Origin of the sequence: Geobacter sp. 60473 (assembly GCF_036323535.1) — a bacterium.
Taxonomy (GTDB): domain Bacteria; phylum Desulfobacterota; class Desulfuromonadia; order Geobacterales; family Geobacteraceae; genus Geobacter; species Geobacter sulfurreducens.
This window is the reverse complement of record NZ_AP028967.1, coordinates 1,765,093-1,785,357: the sequence shown is the minus strand read 5'-3', so window position 1 is coordinate 1,785,357 and position 20,265 is coordinate 1,765,093. Positions and strand designations below refer to the sequence as shown.

Annotated in this window: 18 protein-coding genes and 1 tRNA gene; 16 read left to right on the top strand and 3 right to left on the bottom strand. The window is 64.9% G+C overall.

Features of this window, described 5'->3' with window-relative positions; genetic code table 11:
* Positions 1-4: 4 nt before the first annotated feature.
* Both AABA48_RS08055 and AABA48_RS08050 read left to right on the top strand, forming a co-directional pair.
* Positions 5-733, top strand: coding sequence for a cytochrome c biogenesis CcdA family protein (locus AABA48_RS08055; protein ID WP_286350003.1), 729 nt, complete (start codon positions 5-7; stop codon positions 731-733).
* Between the two features lies 1 nt (position 734).
* On the top strand, positions 735-1,178 hold the full coding sequence (locus AABA48_RS08050; protein WP_286350002.1) for a VOC family protein: 444 nt from the start codon (positions 735-737) through the stop codon (positions 1,176-1,178).
* A 209-nt stretch (positions 1,179-1,387) separates the two neighbouring features.
* Here AABA48_RS08050 and AABA48_RS08045 read toward each other — a convergent pair whose 3' ends face one another.
* Positions 1,388-1,711, bottom strand: coding sequence for an RNA recognition motif domain-containing protein (locus tag AABA48_RS08045; RefSeq protein WP_039645435.1), 324 nt, complete (start codon positions 1,709-1,711; stop codon positions 1,388-1,390).
* 356 nt (positions 1,712-2,067) lie between these two features.
* Here AABA48_RS08045 and recG point away from each other — a divergent pair, with 356 nt between their 5' ends.
* From recG to AABA48_RS08005, 8 genes are all read left to right on the top strand, one after another.
* The gene (gene recG / locus AABA48_RS08040; protein ID WP_286350001.1) at positions 2,068-4,371 is read left to right on the top strand and encodes an ATP-dependent DNA helicase RecG; all 2,304 of its coding nucleotides are present in this window, start codon (positions 2,068-2,070) and stop codon (positions 4,369-4,371) included.
* Between the two features lie 11 nt (positions 4,372-4,382).
* Positions 4,383-5,339: a homocysteine S-methyltransferase family protein gene (locus tag AABA48_RS08035; RefSeq protein ID WP_286350000.1), complete on the top strand. Its 957-nt coding sequence runs from the start codon at positions 4,383-4,385 to the stop codon at positions 5,337-5,339.
* A gap of 36 nt (positions 5,340-5,375) precedes the next feature.
* On the top strand, positions 5,376-5,690 hold the full coding sequence (ppnP, locus tag AABA48_RS08030) for a pyrimidine/purine nucleoside phosphorylase (RefSeq protein ID WP_010941982.1): 315 nt from the start codon (positions 5,376-5,378) through the stop codon (positions 5,688-5,690).
* A 36-nt stretch (positions 5,691-5,726) separates the two neighbouring features.
* On the top strand, positions 5,727-6,671 hold the full coding sequence (gluQRS, locus tag AABA48_RS08025; protein WP_338271280.1) for a tRNA glutamyl-Q(34) synthetase GluQRS: 945 nt from the start codon (positions 5,727-5,729) through the stop codon (positions 6,669-6,671).
* Positions 6,672-6,899: 228 nt separating this feature from the next.
* Positions 6,900-8,180 carry a TolC family protein gene (locus AABA48_RS08020; protein ID WP_324312117.1) on the top strand — a complete coding sequence of 427 codons (1,281 nt, stop codon included), beginning with the start codon at positions 6,900-6,902 and terminating at the stop codon, positions 8,178-8,180.
* Positions 8,181-8,203: 23 nt separating this feature from the next.
* A complete protein-coding gene (locus tag AABA48_RS08015) occupies positions 8,204-9,565 on the top strand; it encodes an efflux RND transporter periplasmic adaptor subunit (protein WP_286349997.1) in 1,362 nt (453 codons plus the stop codon).
* Between the two features lie 10 nt (positions 9,566-9,575).
* Positions 9,576-12,713, top strand: coding sequence for an efflux RND transporter permease subunit (locus AABA48_RS08010; protein WP_286349996.1), 3,138 nt, complete (start codon positions 9,576-9,578; stop codon positions 12,711-12,713).
* A 35-nt stretch (positions 12,714-12,748) separates the two neighbouring features.
* Positions 12,749-13,222 carry a hypothetical protein gene (locus AABA48_RS08005; protein ID WP_286349995.1) on the top strand — a complete coding sequence of 158 codons (474 nt, stop codon included), beginning with the start codon at positions 12,749-12,751 and terminating at the stop codon, positions 13,220-13,222.
* Between the two features lie 72 nt (positions 13,223-13,294).
* Here the strand turns inward: AABA48_RS08005 and AABA48_RS08000 are convergent, their stop codons facing one another.
* Both AABA48_RS08000 and AABA48_RS07995 read right to left on the bottom strand, forming a co-directional pair.
* Positions 13,295-14,734: an IPT/TIG domain-containing protein gene (locus AABA48_RS08000; RefSeq protein WP_286349994.1), complete on the bottom strand. Its 1,440-nt coding sequence runs from the start codon at positions 14,732-14,734 to the stop codon at positions 13,295-13,297.
* 232 nt (positions 14,735-14,966) lie between these two features.
* Positions 14,967-15,704, bottom strand: a complete 738-nt coding sequence (locus AABA48_RS07995) for a TerC family protein (RefSeq protein ID WP_286349993.1) — start codon at positions 15,702-15,704, stop codon at positions 14,967-14,969.
* Positions 15,705-16,031: 327 nt separating this feature from the next.
* Between AABA48_RS07995 and AABA48_RS07990 the strand changes: the two genes are divergently transcribed.
* The 6 genes from AABA48_RS07990 to AABA48_RS07965 all read left to right on the top strand — a co-directional run bounded on the left by AABA48_RS07990 (position 16,032) and on the right by AABA48_RS07965 (position 20,241).
* Positions 16,032-16,898 carry a hypothetical protein gene (locus AABA48_RS07990; protein WP_286349992.1) on the top strand — a complete coding sequence of 289 codons (867 nt, stop codon included), beginning with the start codon at positions 16,032-16,034 and terminating at the stop codon, positions 16,896-16,898.
* 240 nt (positions 16,899-17,138) lie between these two features.
* The gene (locus tag AABA48_RS07985; RefSeq protein ID WP_010941991.1) at positions 17,139-17,543 is read left to right on the top strand and encodes a heavy-metal-associated domain-containing protein; all 405 of its coding nucleotides are present in this window, start codon (positions 17,139-17,141) and stop codon (positions 17,541-17,543) included.
* A 116-nt stretch (positions 17,544-17,659) separates the two neighbouring features.
* A complete protein-coding gene (locus AABA48_RS07980) occupies positions 17,660-18,136 on the top strand; it encodes a DUF2318 domain-containing protein (RefSeq protein WP_286349991.1) in 477 nt (158 codons plus the stop codon).
* A 41-nt stretch (positions 18,137-18,177) separates the two neighbouring features.
* On the top strand, positions 18,178-19,338 hold the full coding sequence (locus AABA48_RS07975) for an ABC transporter permease (protein WP_286349990.1): 1,161 nt from the start codon (positions 18,178-18,180) through the stop codon (positions 19,336-19,338).
* Positions 19,339-19,370: 32 nt separating this feature from the next.
* Positions 19,371-20,075, top strand: coding sequence for an ABC transporter ATP-binding protein (locus AABA48_RS07970; protein WP_338271279.1), 705 nt, complete (start codon positions 19,371-19,373; stop codon positions 20,073-20,075).
* 91 nt (positions 20,076-20,166) lie between these two features.
* Positions 20,167-20,241, top strand: a tRNA-Gly gene (locus AABA48_RS07965).
* The last annotated feature ends 24 nt before the right edge of the window (positions 20,242-20,265 follow it).

Below are 20,265 nucleotides of genomic sequence, written 5' to 3'. Positions count from 1 at the left end.
ATTCATGGAATCAACCAACATAACCTTTGTGGGCGCCTTCGTGGCGGGGCTTCTTTCCTTCCTGTCCCCCTGCGTGCTGCCGCTCATTCCGTCCTTCATAACCTACATCACCGGCCTCTCCTTCGCCGACATCCAGTCCGAGCACCCGACTCACAAGGTGCGGCAGCAGACCATTGTCCACTCGCTTCTCTTCATCGCCGGCTTCACCTTTGTCTTCGTGCTCCTCGGCGCCTCGGCGACCTTCATCGGCGGATTCCTCCACGAGCACATGAACGTCATCCGCAAGGTTGGCGGCGTGCTGATAGTGATCTTCGGCATCCACGTATCGGGCCTCGTGCCCATCCATCTCCTGCTGGGGGAAAAGCGGCTCCAGGTCCACCGCAAGCCGGCCGGGTACCTGGGCAGCTTCCTGGTGGGGCTCGCCTTTGCCGCCGGCTGGACCCCCTGCATCGGACCGATCCTTGCTTCCATTCTCATGGTGGCCGCCACCGAAGAGACCGTTTCCAAGGGAATCCTCCTCCTGTTCACCTATTCCATGGGGTTGGCCATTCCGTTCTTCCTGTCGTCCCTGGCCATGCACCAGTTCCTGACCTTCTTCAACCGCTTCAAGAAGCATATCCGCATCCTGGAGATCGTCACCGGTCTCTTCCTGGTTGTCGTCGGCGTGATGATCTTCACCAACTACCTGAGTGTCCTTTCCCGCTACACCATGAAGTGGTTCGGGGGGATGTAGGGTGGCCGGAGCCTCCGTCTCGATCCAGCTGGCGGTGGCCGACCTGGACGCCACCGAAGCCTTTTACGTGGGAATCCTCGAACTGGACGTGAACCGCGCGCTCACCGCGCGGGGCGCTCCCGAGCACCTGGAGTTGCGCAGCGGCGACTGGGAGATCATCTTCGTGGAGGAGGCTGCCGTGGTCCAGGTCCACCCCTTCCTGGGCGAGCGCCTGGAGGAGTATCCCAAGGGTGTGGGGATGACGATCCATGTGCAGGTGCAGGGGATAGAGGATATCTTCGACGCGGTGGTGGAGGAGGGGCTCGACGTGGTCTATCCATTGGAGGAAAAGCCTTACGGCGTCAAACAGTTCTGGTGTTTCGACCCGGACGGTTACCTGCTGGTGGTGGAGGAGCCGCACCGGTCGCGCAGGATCAACAGCGCGCGGAAAAACAAAGGGGCGTGATCACTCACGCCCCTTTGTTGTCCTTTTTCTCGTTCTTCCCGCCGGGAGAACAGGTGTCCGCCATTCAGGTCGGTACCCCGAGCCGGGGCAGGATGAATTTGTTGAGTACGATCCAGAACGCCAAAAAACCAAGCATATACAGTAGTTCTTGCATCGTTGCACCTCCTTTAATAATCCTATTAGATAGTCGGATTATTGAATAGAGGTTTTTACGACGGCCGTTTTTTACCGGACCTGCCCGCCGGTCCGGGCTTCCCGCGACGGGGAGCGGGCCGGGTGGCCTGCTTCTGGGGGCGCGCCACGCTCACGGTGATCACCCTGTTCCTGAGCAGGGCGCCGTCAAGGGTCTCGATCGCCTCTTTTGCCTCCTCCTCGGTGAGCATCCTCACGTAGCCGCACCCCTTGGACCGACCCGTTTCGGGATCGGTGATGATGTGGACCGACGTCACCGTTCCGGCCACCGAAAACAGCCGTCGCAGATCGTCCTCCGTTGCTTCGTACGACATATGCCCCACATAGAGCTCTTTAGCCATGGTCAACCCTTTCGTGTGTCATTGGAGTGCCTGATCCTGCATGGCCGCTCCACCGGCTGAAGCTGCCGCCCCGCAATAGTTTTTAAACCGTCTTGCAGGTGGAAGTCAGGCGGTGGAAGGTTATTAACACATACTCTCCCCGGGCACAAGGTTTCCTTCTCCAGTCGCGAATGGAAGGGGGGCGGGGTGGTGTCGGCGAAGCAAGGGGGACGTGATTGCCGGTCGCAAGTATCCCCTTGCGGGCCGCGCATGGTGATGGCAGTATGTCTGTTCAATCGATGCCCACACGGCGTCATGATGAATTCCGGAGCGGGAACGCCACTCCGCTCCCCGCAGCCATTGTGAAGGACTCCCCCATGCCCGTGTTGAAGAGGTCTGAAGACGGTTCGCTCCTGATCCCCGCCGATCTGCTGGGACCCCTCGGACTTGCGCCCGGCGACCGGGTGGTGGTGGAGGCGGACGCAGAGGGGCGCCTGGTGCTGACCCGGTCGGCGGCCCTGGCGGCGTCGGCTGAGGGGAGCCTCCGGCAGGCCATTGCGCGCAAGAACCTTGAGACCCCCATGCAGTTCATCAAGGGGGTGGGGCCGAAGATGGCCGAGGTCCTGGCGCGGAAGGGAATCATCACTGTGGAGGATGCCCTCTACCTGCTCCCGAACCGCTACGAGGACCGCCGCCAGGTGGTGCCCATGAACCGGCTCCGCCCCGGTGAGACCTGCGTGTTTGCAGGGGAGGTGGTGTCGGCCGACGTGGTGACCACCAAGGGGGGGCGCCGCTTCTTCGAGGTGATGGCGCGGGATGCGAGCGGTGTCATGTCCTTCAAGTGGTTCAACTACCATGCGGCGTTCATGCGCAAGGCCTGGCAGCCTGGCCGCCGGGGAATCTTCACCGGCCAGGTGACCCAGTACGGTCTCCAGCGTGAGGTACATCATCCGGACGTTGACTGGCTGGCCGAGGGGGAGACGGTGGAGGCGGCCATGGCGCGGGACCCGGTGGGATTCGGCCGGCTGGTGCCGGTCTATCCGCTCACCGAGGGGCTGAACCAGAAGGCGCTGCGCAAGGTCATGAAGGAGGTGGTGGACCGCTTCGCCCCCTGCGTGGAGAGCGCCCTGCCGGCCCGGGTGATCCGTGAGCGGGCGCTGCTGCCCCTGGCCGAGGCCCTGGGAGCGGTCCACTTTCCGGCTGCCGACGCCGACCCCCGTGCCCTGGAGGAGGGGCGGGACCCGGCCCACCGGACCCTGGTTTTCGACGAATTTTTCTTCCTGGAACTGGGCCTGGCGCTCAAGCGGCGGGGCGTGACCCTGGAGCAGGGAATCGCGTTTTCCGTGAACCACACGTACACCAAGCCGCTCCTGAAGCTGCTTCCCTTTGCCCTGACAGAGGCCCAGCGCCGGGTCCTGGCCGAGATCAAGGCCGACATGATGGCGCCCCACCCCATGCACCGGCTGGTGCAGGGGGACGTGGGCTGCGGCAAGACCCTGGTGGCGCTCCTGGCGGCGCTGGTGGCGGTGGAGAACGGCTACCAGGTGGCCATCATGGCTCCCACCGAGATCCTGGCCGAGCAGCACTACCTGAACATCCACCGCTGGTGCGAGCAGTTGGGGGTGACCGTGGCGCTACTCACGTCGTCCCTGAAGGGAAAGGCCAAGGCCGGAGCCCTGGAGCGGGTGGCGCGGGGCGAGGTGCAGATCGTGATCGGCACCCACGCAGTGATCCAGGACAAGGTGGAGTTCCACCGGCTGGGGCTCGGAATCGTGGACGAGCAGCACCGTTTCGGCGTGCTCCAGCGGGGGCTCCTGCGCAAGAAGGGGGAAAACCCGGACATCCTCGTGATGACCGCCACCCCGATCCCGCGCACCCTGGCCATGACCGTGTTCGGCGACCTGTCCCTGTCGGTCATCGACGAGCTCCCGCCGGGCCGCACCCCGGTGGAGACGAAGATCTGCACCGATTCCCGCCGCCGGCAGGTCTACGGCATCATCCGCGACGAAGTGGCCGCGGGGCACCAGGCCTACGTCATCTACCCCCTGGTGGAGGAGTCGGAGAAGAGCGAGCTCAAGGCGGCCACCCAGATGGCGGAGCACCTGGCCAATGAGGTGTTCCCGGATCTGCGCCTCGGCGTCCTCCACGGCCGGATGAAGCCCGAGGAGAAGGAGGCGGTGATGCGCTCCTTCAAGGAACGGGAGATCGACATTCTGGTATCCACCACGGTCATCGAGGTGGGGATCGACGTGCCCAATGCCACGGTGATGGTGATCGAGCACGCGGAGCGGTTCGGCCTTTCCCAGCTCCACCAGCTGCGGGGGAGGGTGGGGCGCGGCAGTGCCACGTCCCGCTGCATCCTCATGGCGTCGGACCGGTTGTCCGATGACGGGGTCAAGCGGCTGCGGGTGATGGAATCGACCACCGACGGCTTCAGGATCGCCGAGGCTGATCTGGAGATCAGGGGACCGGGCGATTTCCTCGGCACCCGCCAGGCGGGCATCCCCGATTTTCGCGTGGCCAACATCCTGCGGGACGGCCGCATCCTGGAAGAGGCCCGGGCCGAGGCTTTCGATCTGGCGGAGCGGGACCCTGAGTTGCGGGCCCCCGGCCACGAACTGCTCCGGGAGGAGCTGGCGCGGCGCTGGGGCGGCCGGCTGGAGTTGGCCGGGGTGGCCTGAGGAGCGAGACCATGACTGACTACGTATCGTTTTCCGCGTTTCTGGCGGAGTCCCCCGTGATCCTCGGCGAAGGGGCGGTTATCGAGCGCCTGCGCCGGGCCGGAGTGGACCTGGACCCCTGGCTGGTGAATTCGGCCCTCGTGTACGCCCCCGCCGGCCGCGCCGCCTTGGCAACCATCTGTCGCGAGTACCTGGACATCGGGGCGCGTCACGATCTGCCGCTGCTCCTGTCCACCCCCACCTGGCGGGCCAGCCGGGAGCGGATCGAGGCGGCCGGACTGGCCGGCAGTGACGTGAACGGCGACAATTTCCGGTTTCTGGACGAGCTTCGGCGGAGCTACGGCGCCTACGGCCGGAAGGTTCTCATCTGCGGCCTCATGAGCTGCCGGGGAGATGCCTACCGGCCAGCCGAGGCCCTGTCGGAGGATGAAGCCCGCGAGTTTCACTCCTGGCAGGCCGATGCCCTGGCCGCCGCCGGAGTGGATTTCCTCCTGGCCGCCACGCTACCCGCCCTGGGCGAGGCCGTGGGGCTGGCCCGGGCCATGGCGGCCACGGGCATGCCCCACGTGGTGAGCTTTGTGGTGCGGCCCGGGGGGACGCTCCTGGACGGCACGCCGCTGCGGGAGGCGGTGGCGGCCCTGGATGCCGCCGTGAGCCCCCGGCCCGTGGCCTATCTGGTGAACTGCACCCATGCCTCGTTTTTCCGGAGCGCGCTCCTGCACGAGGCCAACTCGTCGCCCCTGGTGCGCCAACGGGTGGTGGGGCTGCTGGCCAATACCGCGGCCTTCTCACCCGAGGAACTGGACAATGCGGCCGAACTGGTGGAGGAGTCCCCCGGGACCTTCGGCCGCACCGTGGCCGCCCTTCACCGGGACCTGGGGATGAAGGTGCTGGGCGGCTGCTGCGGCACCGACGGCCGGCACATCGAATGTCTGGCGGCTGAGCTCTCCGGCTCTCCCGTCCGCTGATCAGTACGACCACTTATCACACAGAGGAGGAACACCATGTCCGAATTCACCAACGTAACCATCATCCGCGAGGCCAACGTCTACTTCGACGGCGGCGTCGTGAGCCGCACCGTCGTGTTCCCCGACGGCACGAAGAAGACCCTCGGTATCATGCAGCCGGGCGAGTACACCTTCACCACCGGCGCGCCCGAGATCATGGAGATCCTTTCCGGCGAGCTGGATCTCAAGCTGCCGGGCAGCGATGCGTGGAACCGCGTCGGCGGGGGTGAGTCCTTCGATGTGCCGGCCAATTCATCCTTTACCATGAAGGTGCTGTCCCTTACCGATTACTGCTGCTCGTTCCTCGGCTAGGCCGGCATCGTCTCGAACCGCTCCGGCAGACCGCCCATGTGCGTCCCTTCCACCCCCCAGCCGCCGGTTATCGGCCGCTTCGCCCCGTCCCCCACGGGGCCGCTCCACGTGGGCTCCCTCGTGGCGGCGGTGGCGAGCTACGCCATGGCCCGGCGCCGGGGGGGGCTCTGGCTCGTCCGCATGGAGGACCTGGATACCCCCCGGGTGGTGCCGGGGATGGCGGATGACATCCTGCGGACCCTGGAGTGCCTGGGGTTTGACTGGGATGGCGATATCATGCGGCAGAGCCGCCGCGCCGCCGCCTACGGGGCCGCCCTCCAACGGCTCCTGGCGGCGGGGCACGCCTACCCCTGCGGCTGCTCCCGGGCCGAGATCGCCCGGGCAGCCACCGCCCCCCACGACGGGGACGGCGAGATCCCCTACCCGAATCTCTGTCGCGGCGGACTCCTGCCGGGCAAAGAGCCCCGTTCCTTCCGCGTGCGGGTGCCGGCGGAACCCGTGGAGTTCACCGACTTGGTCATGGGCCTGCAACGCCACGATCTCGCCGCAATCTGCGGCGACTTCGTGATCAAGCGGGCAGACGGCCTCTTTGCCTACCAACTGGCCGTGGTGGTGGATGACGAGGCCCAGGGGGTGACCCAGGTGGTGCGCGGCGCCGACCTCCTCTCATCGACCCCCCGGCAGATCGTGCTCCAGCGGCTGCTCGGCTTTGACACCCCCGCCTATGCCCACGTGCCGCTGGTGACCGGCCCCGGCGGCGGCAAGCTCTCCAAGCGGGACAATGCCCTGTCCCTGGCCGCCGGCCGCGACCTGACGCGGGAAGGGGGCATGCTCCTGCTCGCCGCCCTCCGCTTCCTGGGGCAGTCTCCCCCGGCGGAACTGGCCGGATCGCCCGGTGCCCGCGTGCTCCAGTGGGCCGCCGGCAACTTCGACCCCTTGGCAATCCCGACCGCGGCCGCCCCCTTTCACGTTTCCCCCTGAAACCCGCCGTTTCCACCCCTCGATGTCACGCCGGAATCCATTGGCCCGTCATTGCGCAGGCCCGTTACGGGTCTATACTTTTCGCAGAATATTCTCCGCTGCTGTTGAATATTCTGCACCGCCCGGCGGATAGTCGCGCCGCACCGCACGGACTTTCAGCCGGTTACGGCATGGCACGGCCTGTGTAATGCCGATCTGAGACCCTATCCAGAGGTACCGGAGACTGAAATGATCACTTGCATCCTGAGGACCCTTCTCGCATCGGCGGTTTGCGTCCTGCTCCTCGCCGGCCCTGCCCGGTCCGGCGATGCACCGGCCGGGGAGGATCTGAACTCCCTGGTGAGCCGCGCCCTTGCCGTCAACCCGGAACTCAAGGCCTCCGAGGCCCGGTGGGAGATGTTCCGCAACCGCGTGGCCCAGGCCGGTGCCCTGGCCGACCCCATGCTCATGTTCAAGCTCCAGAACTTCCTTCTGCGCGACCCCCTGGACAGCCGGCGGGACCCCATGACCCAGCGGGTGATCGGCATCTCCCAGGAGCTTCCCTTCTGGGGCAAGCGGGCCCTGAAGGCCGAGATCGCCGACCGGGAGGCCGAGGCCCTCAGGTGGCAGGTGGAGGAGCGCAAGCTGGAGCTGGCCCGCATGGTCAAGGAAACCTGGTACCAGCTCTACCTGACTGACCGGGAGATGGATATCGTGGAACGCAATATCCGGGTGATGGACGACTTCGTCACCCTGGCCGAAACCCGTTACTCGGTGGGACAGGGGGCCCAGCAGGACGTGTTCAAGGGGCAGGTGGAGCGTTCCCGGATGCTCGACATGCAGATCGCTCTCACGCAGCAGCGCGCGAGCCTCCAGGCTACCCTCAACACCCTTCTCTTCAGGCCGGCCGAGACCCCGGTGGGGCGTGTGCCCGACCTGGAGATCCGGCCCGTTTCCCTCTCAGCCGCCGAGTTGCGTGCCCTGGCCGAGGAGAACCGTCCCCAGTTCAGGAGCCTGCGGGCCCAGCTGGATAAGGGGGCGGCAGGGCACCGGCTGGCCGGCCTGGAAGCGTTCCCGGACGTGACCCTCTCCCTTGAGTACATGCAGCGGGACCCCTCCATGGACGAGCGGGGGTACGACATGTACTCGGTGGGGCTCACCTTCAATCTGCCGGTGCAGCGGGAGCGCCGCCGCGCCATGGCCCGGGAGTCCGTGGCCGAGACTGACATGGCCCGGGCCGAGCTGAACACCCTGAACAATGCCATTGCCTTGGGCATCGCCGACAGCCTGGCCCGGCTGGAACGCAGCGAAAAGCTGGCGCAGCTCTACCGCACGGGGATCATCCCCCAGGCCGAGCAGTCGCTGGAATCTGCCACCATCGGCTACCGGGTGGGGAAGGTCGATTTCCTCTCCCTGCTGGACGCCCGGGTCACGGTCTTCAATTACGAACGCCAGTACTACGAGGCCCTGGCCGAGCACGGCATGCGCCGCGCCCAGCTGGAGGCACTGGTGGGGAGGGAACTGGAGTGAGTCGCCATTGCGAGGTATATGCCATGTTGTTCACGAGAAGGATCATGCTGCCGCTGGTGGCGCTTCTGCTGGCCCTGGCCGCCGCCGGCTGCCAGAAGCAGGGGGCCGAAGCCCCCAAAGGGGACGGCCATGACCACGCCGCCGAGGCCAAGGTCGAGTACACCTGCCCCATGCACCCCTTCATCATCAAGGATAAACCCGGATCATGCCCCATCTGCGGCATGGACCTGGTGAAAAAGGTTGCCGGAGCCGGCGCCGACGCCAAGGAACTGGAGAGGCTCGCCCAGGTAGCCGTCCCCACCACCCAGATGGTGATGGCCAACGTGGCGACCCAGCCCGTGACGGCCAAAAGCCTGCAAAAGGAGATCACTGCAACGGGGATCGTGGCCTACGACCAGCGGCGCCAGGCCAAGGTGACCGCCTGGGTGGCGGGGCGGATCGACCGGCTCAACGTTAATGCGGTCGGTGACTTCGTCTCCAGGGGACGGCCGGTGGCGGAACTCTACTCGCCCGATCTCGTCTCGGCCCAGCAGGAGTATCTCCTGGCCCTCAAGAGCCGCGACCGACTCAAGGACTCTCCCATCGCCTCCATCTCCCAGGGGGGGCAGGGGCTCGTGGCCTCGGCCCGGCAGCGTCTGCTGCTCATGGGGGTGAAGGAACAGCAGATCGCCGGGCTGGAGAAGGCGGGACAGCCCAACATCAAGCTCCCCGTCTATACTCCGCTCTCCGGCGTGGTGATCGAAAAGATCGCCATCGAAGGGCAGTACGTGAACATGGGCGATCCCCTCTTCACCATCGCCGACCTCTCCACGGTCTGGGTCGAGGCCGAGATCTACGAGAGCGACGTCTCCTTCGTCAAGGTGGGCCAGCGGGTCGAGGTGACCACCGCCTCGTGGCCGGGCAGGACCTTTGCGGGGCGCATCTCCCTGGTCTACCCGTTCCTCGACCCCAAGACCCGGACCATCAAGGCCCGGATCGAGCTCTCCAATCCGGGACTGAAGCTGAAGCCCGACATGTTCGTCAACGCCGCCATCAAGGTGCCCCTCGGCACGGCCGTCGTCATCCCCGCCCCCGCGGTGATGGACACCGGCACCCGGCAGGTGGTCTGGGTCCAGGTGAAGGAGGGGACCTTCGAGCCCCGCAACGTGAACGTGGGGGCGAGGGTCGGCGACGAGGTGCAGGTGCTCTCCGGGTTGAAGGCAGGCGAAGTGATCGCCTCTTCCGGCGCGTACCTCATCGACTCCGAGTCGCAGTTGCGGGGCGGCACCGGCGCCGGTACGGGCCACGAAGGGATGCCCGGCATGCAAAAGGAGGGGGCGAAGCCGGCCCCTGCCGCGCCTCCCGCCAAAAAGAACGACATGAGCATGGATGACATGAAGATGTGATGGAGCCGTCATGATCGAGAAAATCATCGAATATTCGGCCCGCAACCGGGTCATCATCCTCATTCTTTTCGCCCTGGTCATCGGCTGGGGGATCTGGGCCGTCTACAAGACGCCGGTGGATGCGATCCCCGACCTCTCCGACAACCAGGTGATCGTCTTCACCGATTTCCCGGGCCGCTCCCCCCAGGTGGTGGAGGACCAGGTGACCTATCCCCTGGCGGTGAACCTCCAGGGCCTTCCCCGGGTGAAGGCGGTGCGGGCGTCTTCGGCCTTCGGCTTCTCGATGATCTACGTGATCTTCGACGACAAGGCAGACATCTACTGGGCCCGGACCCGGGTGCTGGAGCGGCTGAACTACGCGGCTTCGCTCCTGCCCGCCGGCGTGGTGCCGACGCTGGGCCCCGACGGCACCGGCGTGGGGCACGTCTTCTGGTACACCCTGGAAGGGAAGGGGTACGATCTGGAGCAGCTCCGGACCCTCCAGGACTGGTTCGTCCGCTACCAGCTCAACACCGTGCCCGGCGTGGCCGAGGTGGCCTCCATCGGCGGCTTTGTCCGCGAATACCAGGTCGACCTGGACCCCCACAAGCTCTTTGCCTACAACATCAAGGTCTCCGACGTGATGGAGGCGATCAAGGCGGCCAACAACGACGTGGGAGGCCGTCTACTGGAGCAGGCCGATGCCGAGTTCCTGATCCGGGGCCGGGGCTACGTCAAGTCGCCCGCGGACATCGAAAACATCGTGGTCACCGCCGACATGCGCGGCACCCCGGTCTACGTGAAGAACCTCGGCACCGTCCAGATGGGGGGCGCCATCCGCCGGGGGCTCCTGGACCTGAACGGCGAAGGGGAAGTGGTGGGCGGCATCGTGGTCATGCGCTACGGCGAGAACGCCAAGGACGTCATCGACCGGGTGAAGGAGAAGATCACCGCCCTGGAGAAGGGGCTGCCGCCGGGGGTGAAGATCAAGACCGCCTACGACCGCTCGGATCTCATCGAGCGGGCGATCCACACCCTCAAGCGGGCCCTGGCCGAGGAGTCCATCGTGGTCTCCCTGGTGGTGCTCGTCTTCCTGCTCCATTTCCAGAGCGCCCTGGTGATCGTCCTGACCCTGCCCATTGCGGTGCTCTTCGCCTTCATCACCATGAAACTCATGGGAGTCAGCTCCAACATCATGTCCCTGGGGGGGATCGCCATCGCCATCGGCGTGCTCGTGGACGCCGGGGTCATCATGGTGGAGAACTGCTACCGGCACCTGTCCGAGCTGTCCGAGGAGGAGCGGAAGGCGCGGCGGCTGGAGGTGATCATCGCCAGCGCCAAACAGGTGGGGCGCGCCATCTTTTTCTCCCTGGCCATTATCGTCCTCTCCTTCGTGCCGGTCTTTCTCCTGGAGGGCCAGGAAGGGAAGATGTTCCATCCCCTGGCTTTCACCAAGACCTTTTCCATGGTGGGCTCGGCCCTGATCGCCATTACCCTGGTGCCGGTCCTCATGTACTTCTTCATGCGGGGCAAGATGCCGCCGGAAAGCGCCAACCCGGTCTCCCGCTTCTTCATCCGGCTCTATGGGCCGGTGATCAGGTGGTGCCTGAAGTGGAAGAAGACGGTCATCGCCCTGAACGTGGTGGCGCTGCTCGTGGCGGTGCCGCTGTACATGAAGCTCGGCTCCGAGTTCATGCCGCCCCTGGACGAGGGGTCGCTCCTCTACATGCCGGTGACCCTCCCCAATGTCTCCATCACCGAGGCCAAGCGGATCATCCAGGTGCAGGACGCCGTCATCAAGAGCCACCCCGAGGTGGAACTGGTGCTCGGCAAGGTGGGGCGGGCCGAGACATCCACCGACCCGGCGCCGGTCTCCATGTTCGAATCGATCATCATCCTGAAGCCCAAGGATACATGGCGGCCCGGAATCACCAAGAACGACATCGTCAGTGAACTGGACGCCAGGCTGCAGCAGATCGGGGTGCGCAACGGCTGGACCCAGCCGATCATCAACCGGATCAACATGCTCTCCACCGGGGTGCGGACCGACCTGGGACTCAAGATCTTCGGCAACGACCTGAACGTCCTGCGCGATCTGGCGGTGCAGGCGGAAGGGATTCTCAAGGGGGTCAACGGCGCGGCGGATGTTGTGGCCGAGCGGGTCACCGGCGGCAACTACCTGGACATCGATATCGACCGGGAGGCAGCGGCCCGCTACGGGGTAAAGGTGGCCGACGTGCAGGAGGTGATCGCCACGGCCCTTGGGGGCGAGACGCTCACCACCGCCGTTGACGGCCGCAACCGCTTCCCGATCCGGCTCCGCTACCTGCGCGACTACCGGGACAGCATCCCGGCCATTCAGCGCATCCTCGTTTCCGGCATGGGCGGCGTCCAGGTTCCCCTGTCCCAGGTGACCAAGCTCAAGGTTTCCACCGGCGCGCCGGAGATCGCCAGCGAAGGGGGGCTGCTCCGCTCAATCGTCTTCCTCAACGTCCGGGGCCGCGACATGGGGAGTTTCATGAAGGACGCCCAGGCCGTGGTCGAGAAGCAGCTGAAGCTGCCGCCGGGCTACTATGTGTCCTGGTCGGGGCAGTGGGAGAACCAGGTGCGGGCCAAGGCGCGGCTCCAGGTCCTGATCCCGGCCGGAATCGTGATCATTTTCATCCTGCTCTACTTTACCTTCCACTCGGCCCTGGAGGCGAGCATGGTCATGCTCTCGGTCCCCTTTGCCCTGGTGGGCGGGGTCTACCTGGTGTCCGCCCTGGGCTACAACATGTCGGTGGCGGTCTGGGTCGGCTTCATCGCCCTCTACGGCGTGGCCGTGGAAACCGGGGTGGTGATGGTCATCTACCTGCACGAGGCCCTGGACAAGAAACTCATGGCCGGGCCGGTGACGGAGCAGGACATCTACGACGCCACTTACGAGGGGGCGGTGCTCCGCCTGCGGCCCAAGCTCATGACCGTGGCGGTGGCTCTCATGGGGCTCGTGCCGATCATGTGGTCCAGCGGCACCGGCGCCGACGTCATGAAGCCCATTGCAGCCCCCATGATCGGCGGCATGATATCCTCCGCCATCCACGTGCTGATCATGACGCCGGTCATCTTCGTGCTGATGAAAAAGCACGATCTGAAGAAGGGAAAGCTGAAGTATTCGGGAATGAAGCATTAAGCGAAATCAACACCACGAAAAAAGGAGAACGCATCATGAAGAAACTCGCAGTTATCATCGCCGTCGCAGCTCTCGCCCTGGCTGCGCCCCTCACGGCCATCGCCGCCGGCGAGGGCAAGGGAGGCATGAAGCATGGCGACCATTCCGGTCACGGTGCAGCGGCCCACGAAGAAGTGGTCGACGGCGTCAAGGCTACCTTCAAGATCATGAGTATGGCCGAGCACATGAAAGCCATGAACATGGAATTGCCCAAGGGAATGAAGGAGACCCATCACATTGCCGTGGAGTTCAAGGATGCCAAAACCGGCAAGGCCATTACCCAGGGCGAGGTGAACCTGAAGGTCCAGGGGCCGGATAACAAGGCCCAGACCAAGGCGCTGATGGCAATGCAGGGACACTTCGGCGCCGACTTCGACCTCTCCAAAAAGGGGAAGTACGGCATCATGAGCAAGTTCAAGGTGAAGGACGGCACGGTGCGCAGCGCCAGGTTCTGGTACGAAGTGAAGTAGGGAAGGGCGCCGGAAGGTAACAATGACGAAAGCCCCCGCGTGAAGCAGGGGCTTTCGTCGTTGCGGAACGGTTCAGCGCAGGTGCTTCGAGGTGGCCAGCACCGATCCCGACACGGTGCCATTGATGGTCTTGACGGTAACGGCGGTTCCCCTGGCAAAAGCGGGGCTCGTGGCGACGATGCGCGTGGGAGACCAGGAGATGACCGTTGCTTCGGTTGTGCCGGCAAAGATGCCGAGTCCCGCTTTGTAGCCGGTGGGTGGCGCAGGGCCGAAGCCGCTGCCCGTGATAGTGAGGGTTTTGGCGGCGCCGAGCGTGATCCGGCTGATCCGCAGCGGCGGCACCACCGTCAGGGTGGCCCGGTTGCTCTGCTTGTCGCTCTTGACCACCCGCAACGTATAGTTGCCCGCGGTCAGGGCCGGCAGCAGAATACGGATTTCACGGTCGGTAATGGCGGCCGGTTGGATGGTCACCGGCGACCGGCCGTTGTCGAGGACAACCACCGACGAGTAGGTCTGGCCGTCCCCGCCGACATTGACGAAGCCCGAACCCGTGAGGGTCAGGTTCCGGGCGCTGCCGGCCGGAAGGGTGTACGCGCTCTGCTCCTTCAGGTAGGGGACCGTTGCGGACCAGGGGCCGGCGGAGGCCGCCAGCCACGAAACCTCAAGCCATGAATAGTGGCAGCCGATGCAGTCCCAGTTGCTCCCCACGTGCCCCCACCCCGCTTGCTCCTTGAACGGGACGATGATGCCGATATTCTCGGCCGTGGGGGAGTCCATCTGGATGTTGTGGAGCGTGTCCGGCCCGTGGCAGGCCTCGCAGCTCCGGATAGTGGTGCTTGCCGGGTCGGATCCGGGGTGGCAGACCGCGCAGTCCAGCTGGGTCGCGTGGTGGGTGTCGGCGTTGTCGAACACCGGCCTGACCACGCCGGTCCGGGGATCGACGGCCGTCGGGTCCGCCTGGTGGCAGGCGGCGCATCCGTTGACGGTGATCGTTTTGCCGGTCACCGGGTCCTTGACGTCATAACCGTGGTGATGGGGCGCCATGGAGCCGCCGAGGTCATAGGAAGGTATATAGTGGCCGTCGCCGGGATTGTCGACGAAGCTGCCGTGGCAGGACTTGCAGTCGAGCTGGAGGGCCGCCCGGGTCGAATGGTGGGGGGACGACACGTGGCAGACGCCGCAGGTGCGGAAGTCCTGGAGGGTATACCCCCCCGAGCCGTCGGGGATGAGCACGTGGCATCCGTTGGCCAGGCTGGCCGGGTTTCCGGTGTAGTTGACGCAACTGACCGGCGGGGTGGTCGTGTTGATGAGGGCGTGGTGCCGGAAGGCGATGGTGTCGCTGCCCGTGTGGCAGACGGTGCAGTCCTCCGTGGACTGAAAGCTGGGAACGGTGTCGAACATCCCCAGGTACTGATTGGCGGGCGGAGGCAGCACCTGTGACCAGGAGATGGAAGCAAGGGCCGCCACCCCTGCCGCTGCCGACAACATGCCCCACAGACTCGGTAACGCCATGACCGTTCCTCCTGAACGAGAGTCGGCGCCGGTGCCGTCGGATCGGACCGCCCCTCCGTCGGAGAAGGGGCGGCCTCTGTAACATCATGGAATCACGGGCGTATCAGCAAGTGGTCGGGGGAGGTGGGGGGTGAGGTAACGTGCCGATTTAACGCCCGAATCGCTAACAGTGTACCGGCGGCACCTTTGCAGTCAAGCAAAAAGTATCTGCCGGAGCGACGGGGCGTCGGCATCACTCCGTGTAGGGCTGGTGCAGCTTGACCGGTTTTCCTTTCGCACGCATCTTCATGTTGAGCATCTCGACCCCCACGGAGAAGGCCATGGCAAAGTAGATGTACCCCTTGGGAATGTGCATGTCGAGGCCGTCCCCGATGAGCGCCACCCCGATCAGGATGAGGAAGGAGAGGGCAAGCATCTTGATGGTCGGGTGCGAATCCACGAAGGCGCTGATCTTGCCGGCGAAGAGCATCATGAACCCAACGGCGATGACTACGGCCGCCACCATGACCGCCAGCTGGTTGGCCATGCCGATGGCGGTGATGATCGAGTCGAGAGAGAACACGATGTCCAGCAGAAGGATCTGGAAGATGATGGCCCCGAAGGACGCCGCCGCCCTGACCGTACCGTGGCCTTCGGCCCCTTCCAGCTTGTCGTGGATCTCCATGGTGCTCTTGGCCAGGAGGAAGAGACCGCCGGCGATCAGGATCAGATCGCGGCCGGAAATATCCGTTTCCAGCACCGACAGCAGCGGCTCCGTGAGTCCCATGAGCCAGGCGAGGGAGAACAGCAGCGCCACCCGCGTGAACATGGCCAGGCCCAGGCCGGTGAGGCGGGCCTTTTCCTGCTGTTCCGCCGGCAGTTTGGATGAAAGGATTGAGATGAAGATGATGTTGTCGATGCCCAGGACGATCTCCAGGGCGGTGAGGGTGGCCAGGGCAAGCCAGGCCTGGGGGTCGGTCAATAATTCCATTGATCCATGTCTCCTTTGTCAATAACGCCGGGGCACAAAAAAACCTCTACCTCCGGCTCTGTGAGCTCGTCAGGTAAAGGTCTTGCCTGCCGGAAACAAAGGCCCCACGCCCGGGCAGCGATGCCGTCTTGGCGGACGATGGGTCGGCCCCCGTGGGACCGATGGCTACTCCCCTTTACGGAACGGGGAAACTATACGCAACCGGTTCGAGGGATGTCAATCATGAAATTGCCGGGTTCCAGCCCTCCGGCCGCAGGATCTTTTCTTGAATTCGGTCAACGCTTTGCTCTATTCTGTAAATTCGTACACATCTCAGGGAGGGTAGCGATGAACATCAGAACGATGACGGCAGTGGCGGCAGTCCTCTCGGTAGCGGCGGTTGCAGGTTGCGGCGGCGGTGGCGGCCAGTCGGCGGCGCCCCAGACGACCATCAGCGGCACGGTGGCGGACGGCTACCTCTTCAGGGCTGAGGTGTTCCTGGACCGGAACGGCAACTATCAGCAGGATTCGGGCGAGCCGGCCACGACCACCGATGTGAACGGCAGATTCTCCCTGGCGGTCACCCCGGGCGAGGAAGCGCTCTACCCGGTGGTGGCCCGCGCGGTTGGTTCCAACACCTATGACATGGACGCCCCGGCCCAGCCCCTGACCCAGGGCTACATCCTCACGGCCCCCCGGGGAATGCACGGCTTCATCAGTCCCATCTCCACCCTGCTGCGCGAGAAGTACGAAACCGGCAACTATGCATCCGTCAGCGATGCCATGCACGAGATCCGGCAGCAACTGGGCCTCACGGTCCTGAACCCAGCCAGCGTTGTCCTGTCCACGGACGATTTCGTGGCACTGTCCGGCTCCACGAACACGACGACCCGCACCGAATATCAGCGGGTCCGGACCGTGGCCGGGGTGATCGCGGACCTCATGGCCGGGCAGATCTCCTCCGATGCGGCCGTCAACGTCAACCGGTATCGCTACATCATGGGGCGGATCAACCTGAGCCTGCCCCAACTCTGCTTCGAGGCCACCCAGAGCGCCAACCCCGACGTGGCGAACATGCGGACGCGCTACATCGGCACCATCCCGGGCACCTTCGTCAACATGACGGGCATGTTCCGCAACATGACCACGACCACCTTCTGGAACCTGTCGGGCTCCACCATGGTCCCTCGCAACCGGGGCGGCATGATGCGCTGACCCGCGCCTGTCGCCGGCGTTTCGACGGGGCCGTTTCCTTTGGGGAGCGGCCCTGTTTTGTTGCTGAATAGTCCACAGGCTTTCTGGAGATTATTCTGCAATCTCCTCCCCGTGATATGTTTCCCCACTTTTAGTTGTCGATAAATCAATGGATTACGCAAGCGGGCACACTGGCACGCCAATTGGATTAGACTCCGTCGTAACCCGGCGGAACCGAAGCCGCCTTCAAAGGAGCCTGTCATGGGTGCAATGAAAAAAGGAACCATCGGTATCGTGGTCGCGGCAGTGATCGTGGTGGTGCTCTGTGCATTTGCGGTGCGGCTGGAGGCGTCGGCTGACAGCGTGGCCGTCCTGCGGGCCCAGGGCATGACCTGCGGCAGCTGCGCCGGCAAGATCGAGAAGACGCTCGGCAAACAGGCGGGCGTCGCCAGAGTCCAGGTGGACGTGGATGCCGGCAAGGTCGTGGTCGGCTTCGACTCCCGCACCGTGCGGCCCGAGATTCTGGCCGAACGCGTTACCGGCGCCGGCTACGGATGCAGCATCCTCCAGGTCCTCACCCCCGAGGAGTACCGGGCGCAGACCGGCAGTACCACCGCCTTTGTCCGGCAGGGTGGCGGGTGCGGCGGAGGCTGCTGCGGTAAGTAGGGCCCGGCTGGTCGGGGGCTCGTTGAGTTTCATCGGCCCCTCCGCCGCACGAACACAACCAACACTCGCTCAGAAACACTCCCGGTAGGGAGAAACGCGCAAGGGGGATATTCGCAATGCAGACCGGAACAGTAAAGCAGATGATGAAGCTCGGGGTGGTCGCGCTGGTGGCCGTGCTGACCGTGGCTGGAGCGGTGACTGCCTTCAGCCTGCCGGGGTTCGGCAAGTTCGAAAAGGCCAAGGTCGTGAAGGGTGCCGTGAGCATTCCCCTGGGCGACCTGCAGGACGGCAAGGCCCGTTTCTACCGCCACAGCGAAGGGGGGCGCGATATTGCCTTCTTCGCGGTCAAGGCACCCAACGGCAGCTACCGGGCCGCCTTTGACGCCTGCGAGGTCTGCTTCCAGGAGAAGAAGGGCTACGTGCAGGATGGCGGCTTCATGACCTGCCGTCAGTGCAACAAGAAGTTCGCCACCGACCGCATCGGCGAGGGGCCGGGCGGCGGATGCAACCCGGCGGCCATCCCCACCCGGCAGGCCGGCGGCAATCTGGTTATCAACGTAGCCGACATCCGCACCGGCGCCCGGTTCTTCTGAGCCCGGCAGCCTGACAACAGCACACAGGAACGGGGAGCTCCATGAAGCTGCATAATATCTCGATCAACAACCTGCGCCGCCGCCGGGCCAAGATGCTCTTTCTCACCGTGGGGCTCGCCGTGGGGATTGCCACCATCGTCACCCTCATGACCCTCACCGCCTCCATGTCCAACGACATCGGGCGCAAGATGGACGAGTTCGGCGCCAACATCCTGATCACCCCCCAGAGCAACGACCTCTCCATGAGCTACGGAGGCATCAGCCTGGGCCGGGTCACCTTCGACCAGCGGGAGATCCGTCAGGAAGACCTGGCGCGGATCACCGCCATCAAGAACAGCAAGAACATCCTGGCCGTATCCCCCAAGGTCCTCGGCGGCGTCCGGTTCGGCGACAAGGACGCCCTGCTGGTGGGGGTCGACTTCGAGAGCGAGCTCAAGATGAAACAATGGTGGCGGGTCTTCGGCGAGGTGCCCGCAGACGGCGCCGGCGTCCTTCTGGGCAGCTCCGCGGCTGACACGGCCCATCTTACCCCGGGCGACACCGTCACCATTGCCGGACGCTCCTTCACCGTCACCGGCATCCTTGAGCAGACCGGCTCCCAGGACGACGCCCTCATCTTCATGCCCCTGGCCGATGCCCAGAAGATTCTCGGCAAGGAAGGGCGGATCACCCTGGTGGAAGTGGCGGCCCTCTGCGCAGGCTGCCCCATCGGCGACATGGTGGTGCAGATTGCCGAGAAGCTTCCCGAAGCCAAGGTCAGCGCCATCCAGCAGGTGGTCGAGTCGCGGCTCAAGGCCCTTGACCACTTCCGGCGCTTCGCCTACGCCGTGGCCGGCGTGGTCACCTTCATCGGCTCCCTCATTGTCTTCGTCACCATGATGGGGAGCGTCAACGAGCGCACCACCGAGATCGGCGTGTTCCGCGCCATCGGCTTCCGCAGGAGCCACATCATCCGGATCATCCTGCTGGAGGCTGCCCTGGTGAGCGTACTGGCCGGACTCGTCGGCTACGCCGCCGGCATGGGCGGGGCCACCGCGGCGCTCCCGTTCATGGCCGAAAGCAAGGACGCCGTCCTGGTCTGGGATTCTACGGTCCTGGCCGGGTCGGTCCTCCTCTCCCTGGTGGTGGGGATGCTGGCGAGCCTCTACCCGGCGCTCCACGCCAGCAGGATGGACCCCACCGAAGCACTCAGGGCGCTGTAACCCGCACCGCAACCACAGTCAGAGGGAACGCAATGACACTCATTCGGATCAATGATCTCACCAGGCACTACGCCGGCGGCGACGAAACCGTTCAGGCGCTCCGGGGCGTCAGCCTCGCCATCGAAGAAGGCGAGTTCGTCACCATCATGGGCCAGTCCGGGTCGGGCAAGAGTACGCTCTTGTCGGTCCTGGGGGGGATGAACCACCCCACCGCCGGCGAGGTGGAAATGGCCGGGGTCCGGCTCTACGACCTCACCGGCGAGCAACTGGCCGACTTCCGCGCCGAAAAGCTCGGCTTCGTGTTCCAGTCGTTCCACCTGGTACCGTACCTGACGGCCCTGGAGAACGTCATGCTCCCCCTGGCCATCACGAAGATGAAGAACCGCGACAAGGTCGCCGCGGCGCATGAAGCCCTGGAGCGGGTCGGGCTGGGCGGCAAGGCCGACCGGCTCCCCAACCAGCTCTCCGGCGGCGAGCAGGAGCGGGTCGCCATCGCCCGGGCCATCGTCAAGAAGCCCCCCATCATCCTGGCCGACGAGCCCACCGGCAACCTGGACACGAAAACCAGCGAAGAGGTCATGGACCTGTTCCGCCGCCTCAACGCCGCGGGCCACACCGTTGTCATGGTCACCCATAACCCCGACAACTGCGCCTACGCCGACCGGACCATCCGCCTGCGCGACGGCCTGGTTGTCGAAGACGGCGCGGCCGACGCAACTACGCGAACCGCCGCCTGAAGCGGCCCCCGGATATCGTAGGGAGTCACGCCGAAGAAAAAAAGTGTTGACTCCCCCCGCGTCCCTTTGCTATATAACGGGAACCTGTTTCGCGGGAATAACTCAGTGGTAGAGTGCAACCTTGCCAAGGTTGAAGTCGCGGGTTCGAATCCCGTTTCCCGCTCCAAAATTTTCCCCGTAAAATCAAGGC

What these genes read in the sequence shown, in the direction of transcription:
- AABA48_RS08055 (WP_286350003.1), top strand. Translation starts at nt 5, where the DNA reads ATGGAATCAACCAACATAACCTTTGTGGGCGCCTTCGTGGCGGGGCTT.
- AABA48_RS08045 (WP_039645435.1), bottom strand. Translation starts at nt 1,711, where the DNA reads ATGGCTAAAGAGCTCTATGTGGGGCATATGTCGTACGAAGCAACGGAG.
- recG (WP_286350001.1), top strand. Translation starts at nt 2,068, where the DNA reads ATGCCCGTGTTGAAGAGGTCTGAAGACGGTTCGCTCCTGATCCCCGCC.
- AABA48_RS08035 (WP_286350000.1), top strand. Translation starts at nt 4,383, where the DNA reads ATGACTGACTACGTATCGTTTTCCGCGTTTCTGGCGGAGTCCCCCGTG.
- ppnP (WP_010941982.1), top strand. Translation starts at nt 5,376, where the DNA reads ATGTCCGAATTCACCAACGTAACCATCATCCGCGAGGCCAACGTCTAC.
- gluQRS (WP_338271280.1), top strand. Translation starts at nt 5,727, where the DNA reads ATGTGCGTCCCTTCCACCCCCCAGCCGCCGGTTATCGGCCGCTTCGCC.
- AABA48_RS08020 (WP_324312117.1), top strand. Translation starts at nt 6,900, where the DNA reads ATGATCACTTGCATCCTGAGGACCCTTCTCGCATCGGCGGTTTGCGTC.
- AABA48_RS08015 (WP_286349997.1), top strand. Translation starts at nt 8,204, where the DNA reads ATGTTGTTCACGAGAAGGATCATGCTGCCGCTGGTGGCGCTTCTGCTG.
- AABA48_RS08010 (WP_286349996.1), top strand. Translation starts at nt 9,576, where the DNA reads ATGATCGAGAAAATCATCGAATATTCGGCCCGCAACCGGGTCATCATC.
- AABA48_RS08005 (WP_286349995.1), top strand. Translation starts at nt 12,749, where the DNA reads ATGAAGAAACTCGCAGTTATCATCGCCGTCGCAGCTCTCGCCCTGGCT.
- AABA48_RS08000 (WP_286349994.1), bottom strand. Translation starts at nt 14,734, where the DNA reads ATGGCGTTACCGAGTCTGTGGGGCATGTTGTCGGCAGCGGCAGGGGTG.
- AABA48_RS07995 (WP_286349993.1), bottom strand. Translation starts at nt 15,704, where the DNA reads ATGGAATTATTGACCGACCCCCAGGCCTGGCTTGCCCTGGCCACCCTC.
- AABA48_RS07990 (WP_286349992.1), top strand. Translation starts at nt 16,032, where the DNA reads ATGAACATCAGAACGATGACGGCAGTGGCGGCAGTCCTCTCGGTAGCG.
- AABA48_RS07985 (WP_010941991.1), top strand. Translation starts at nt 17,139, where the DNA reads ATGGGTGCAATGAAAAAAGGAACCATCGGTATCGTGGTCGCGGCAGTG.
- AABA48_RS07980 (WP_286349991.1), top strand. Translation starts at nt 17,660, where the DNA reads ATGCAGACCGGAACAGTAAAGCAGATGATGAAGCTCGGGGTGGTCGCG.
- AABA48_RS07975 (WP_286349990.1), top strand. Translation starts at nt 18,178, where the DNA reads ATGAAGCTGCATAATATCTCGATCAACAACCTGCGCCGCCGCCGGGCC.
- AABA48_RS07970 (WP_338271279.1), top strand. Translation starts at nt 19,371, where the DNA reads ATGACACTCATTCGGATCAATGATCTCACCAGGCACTACGCCGGCGGC.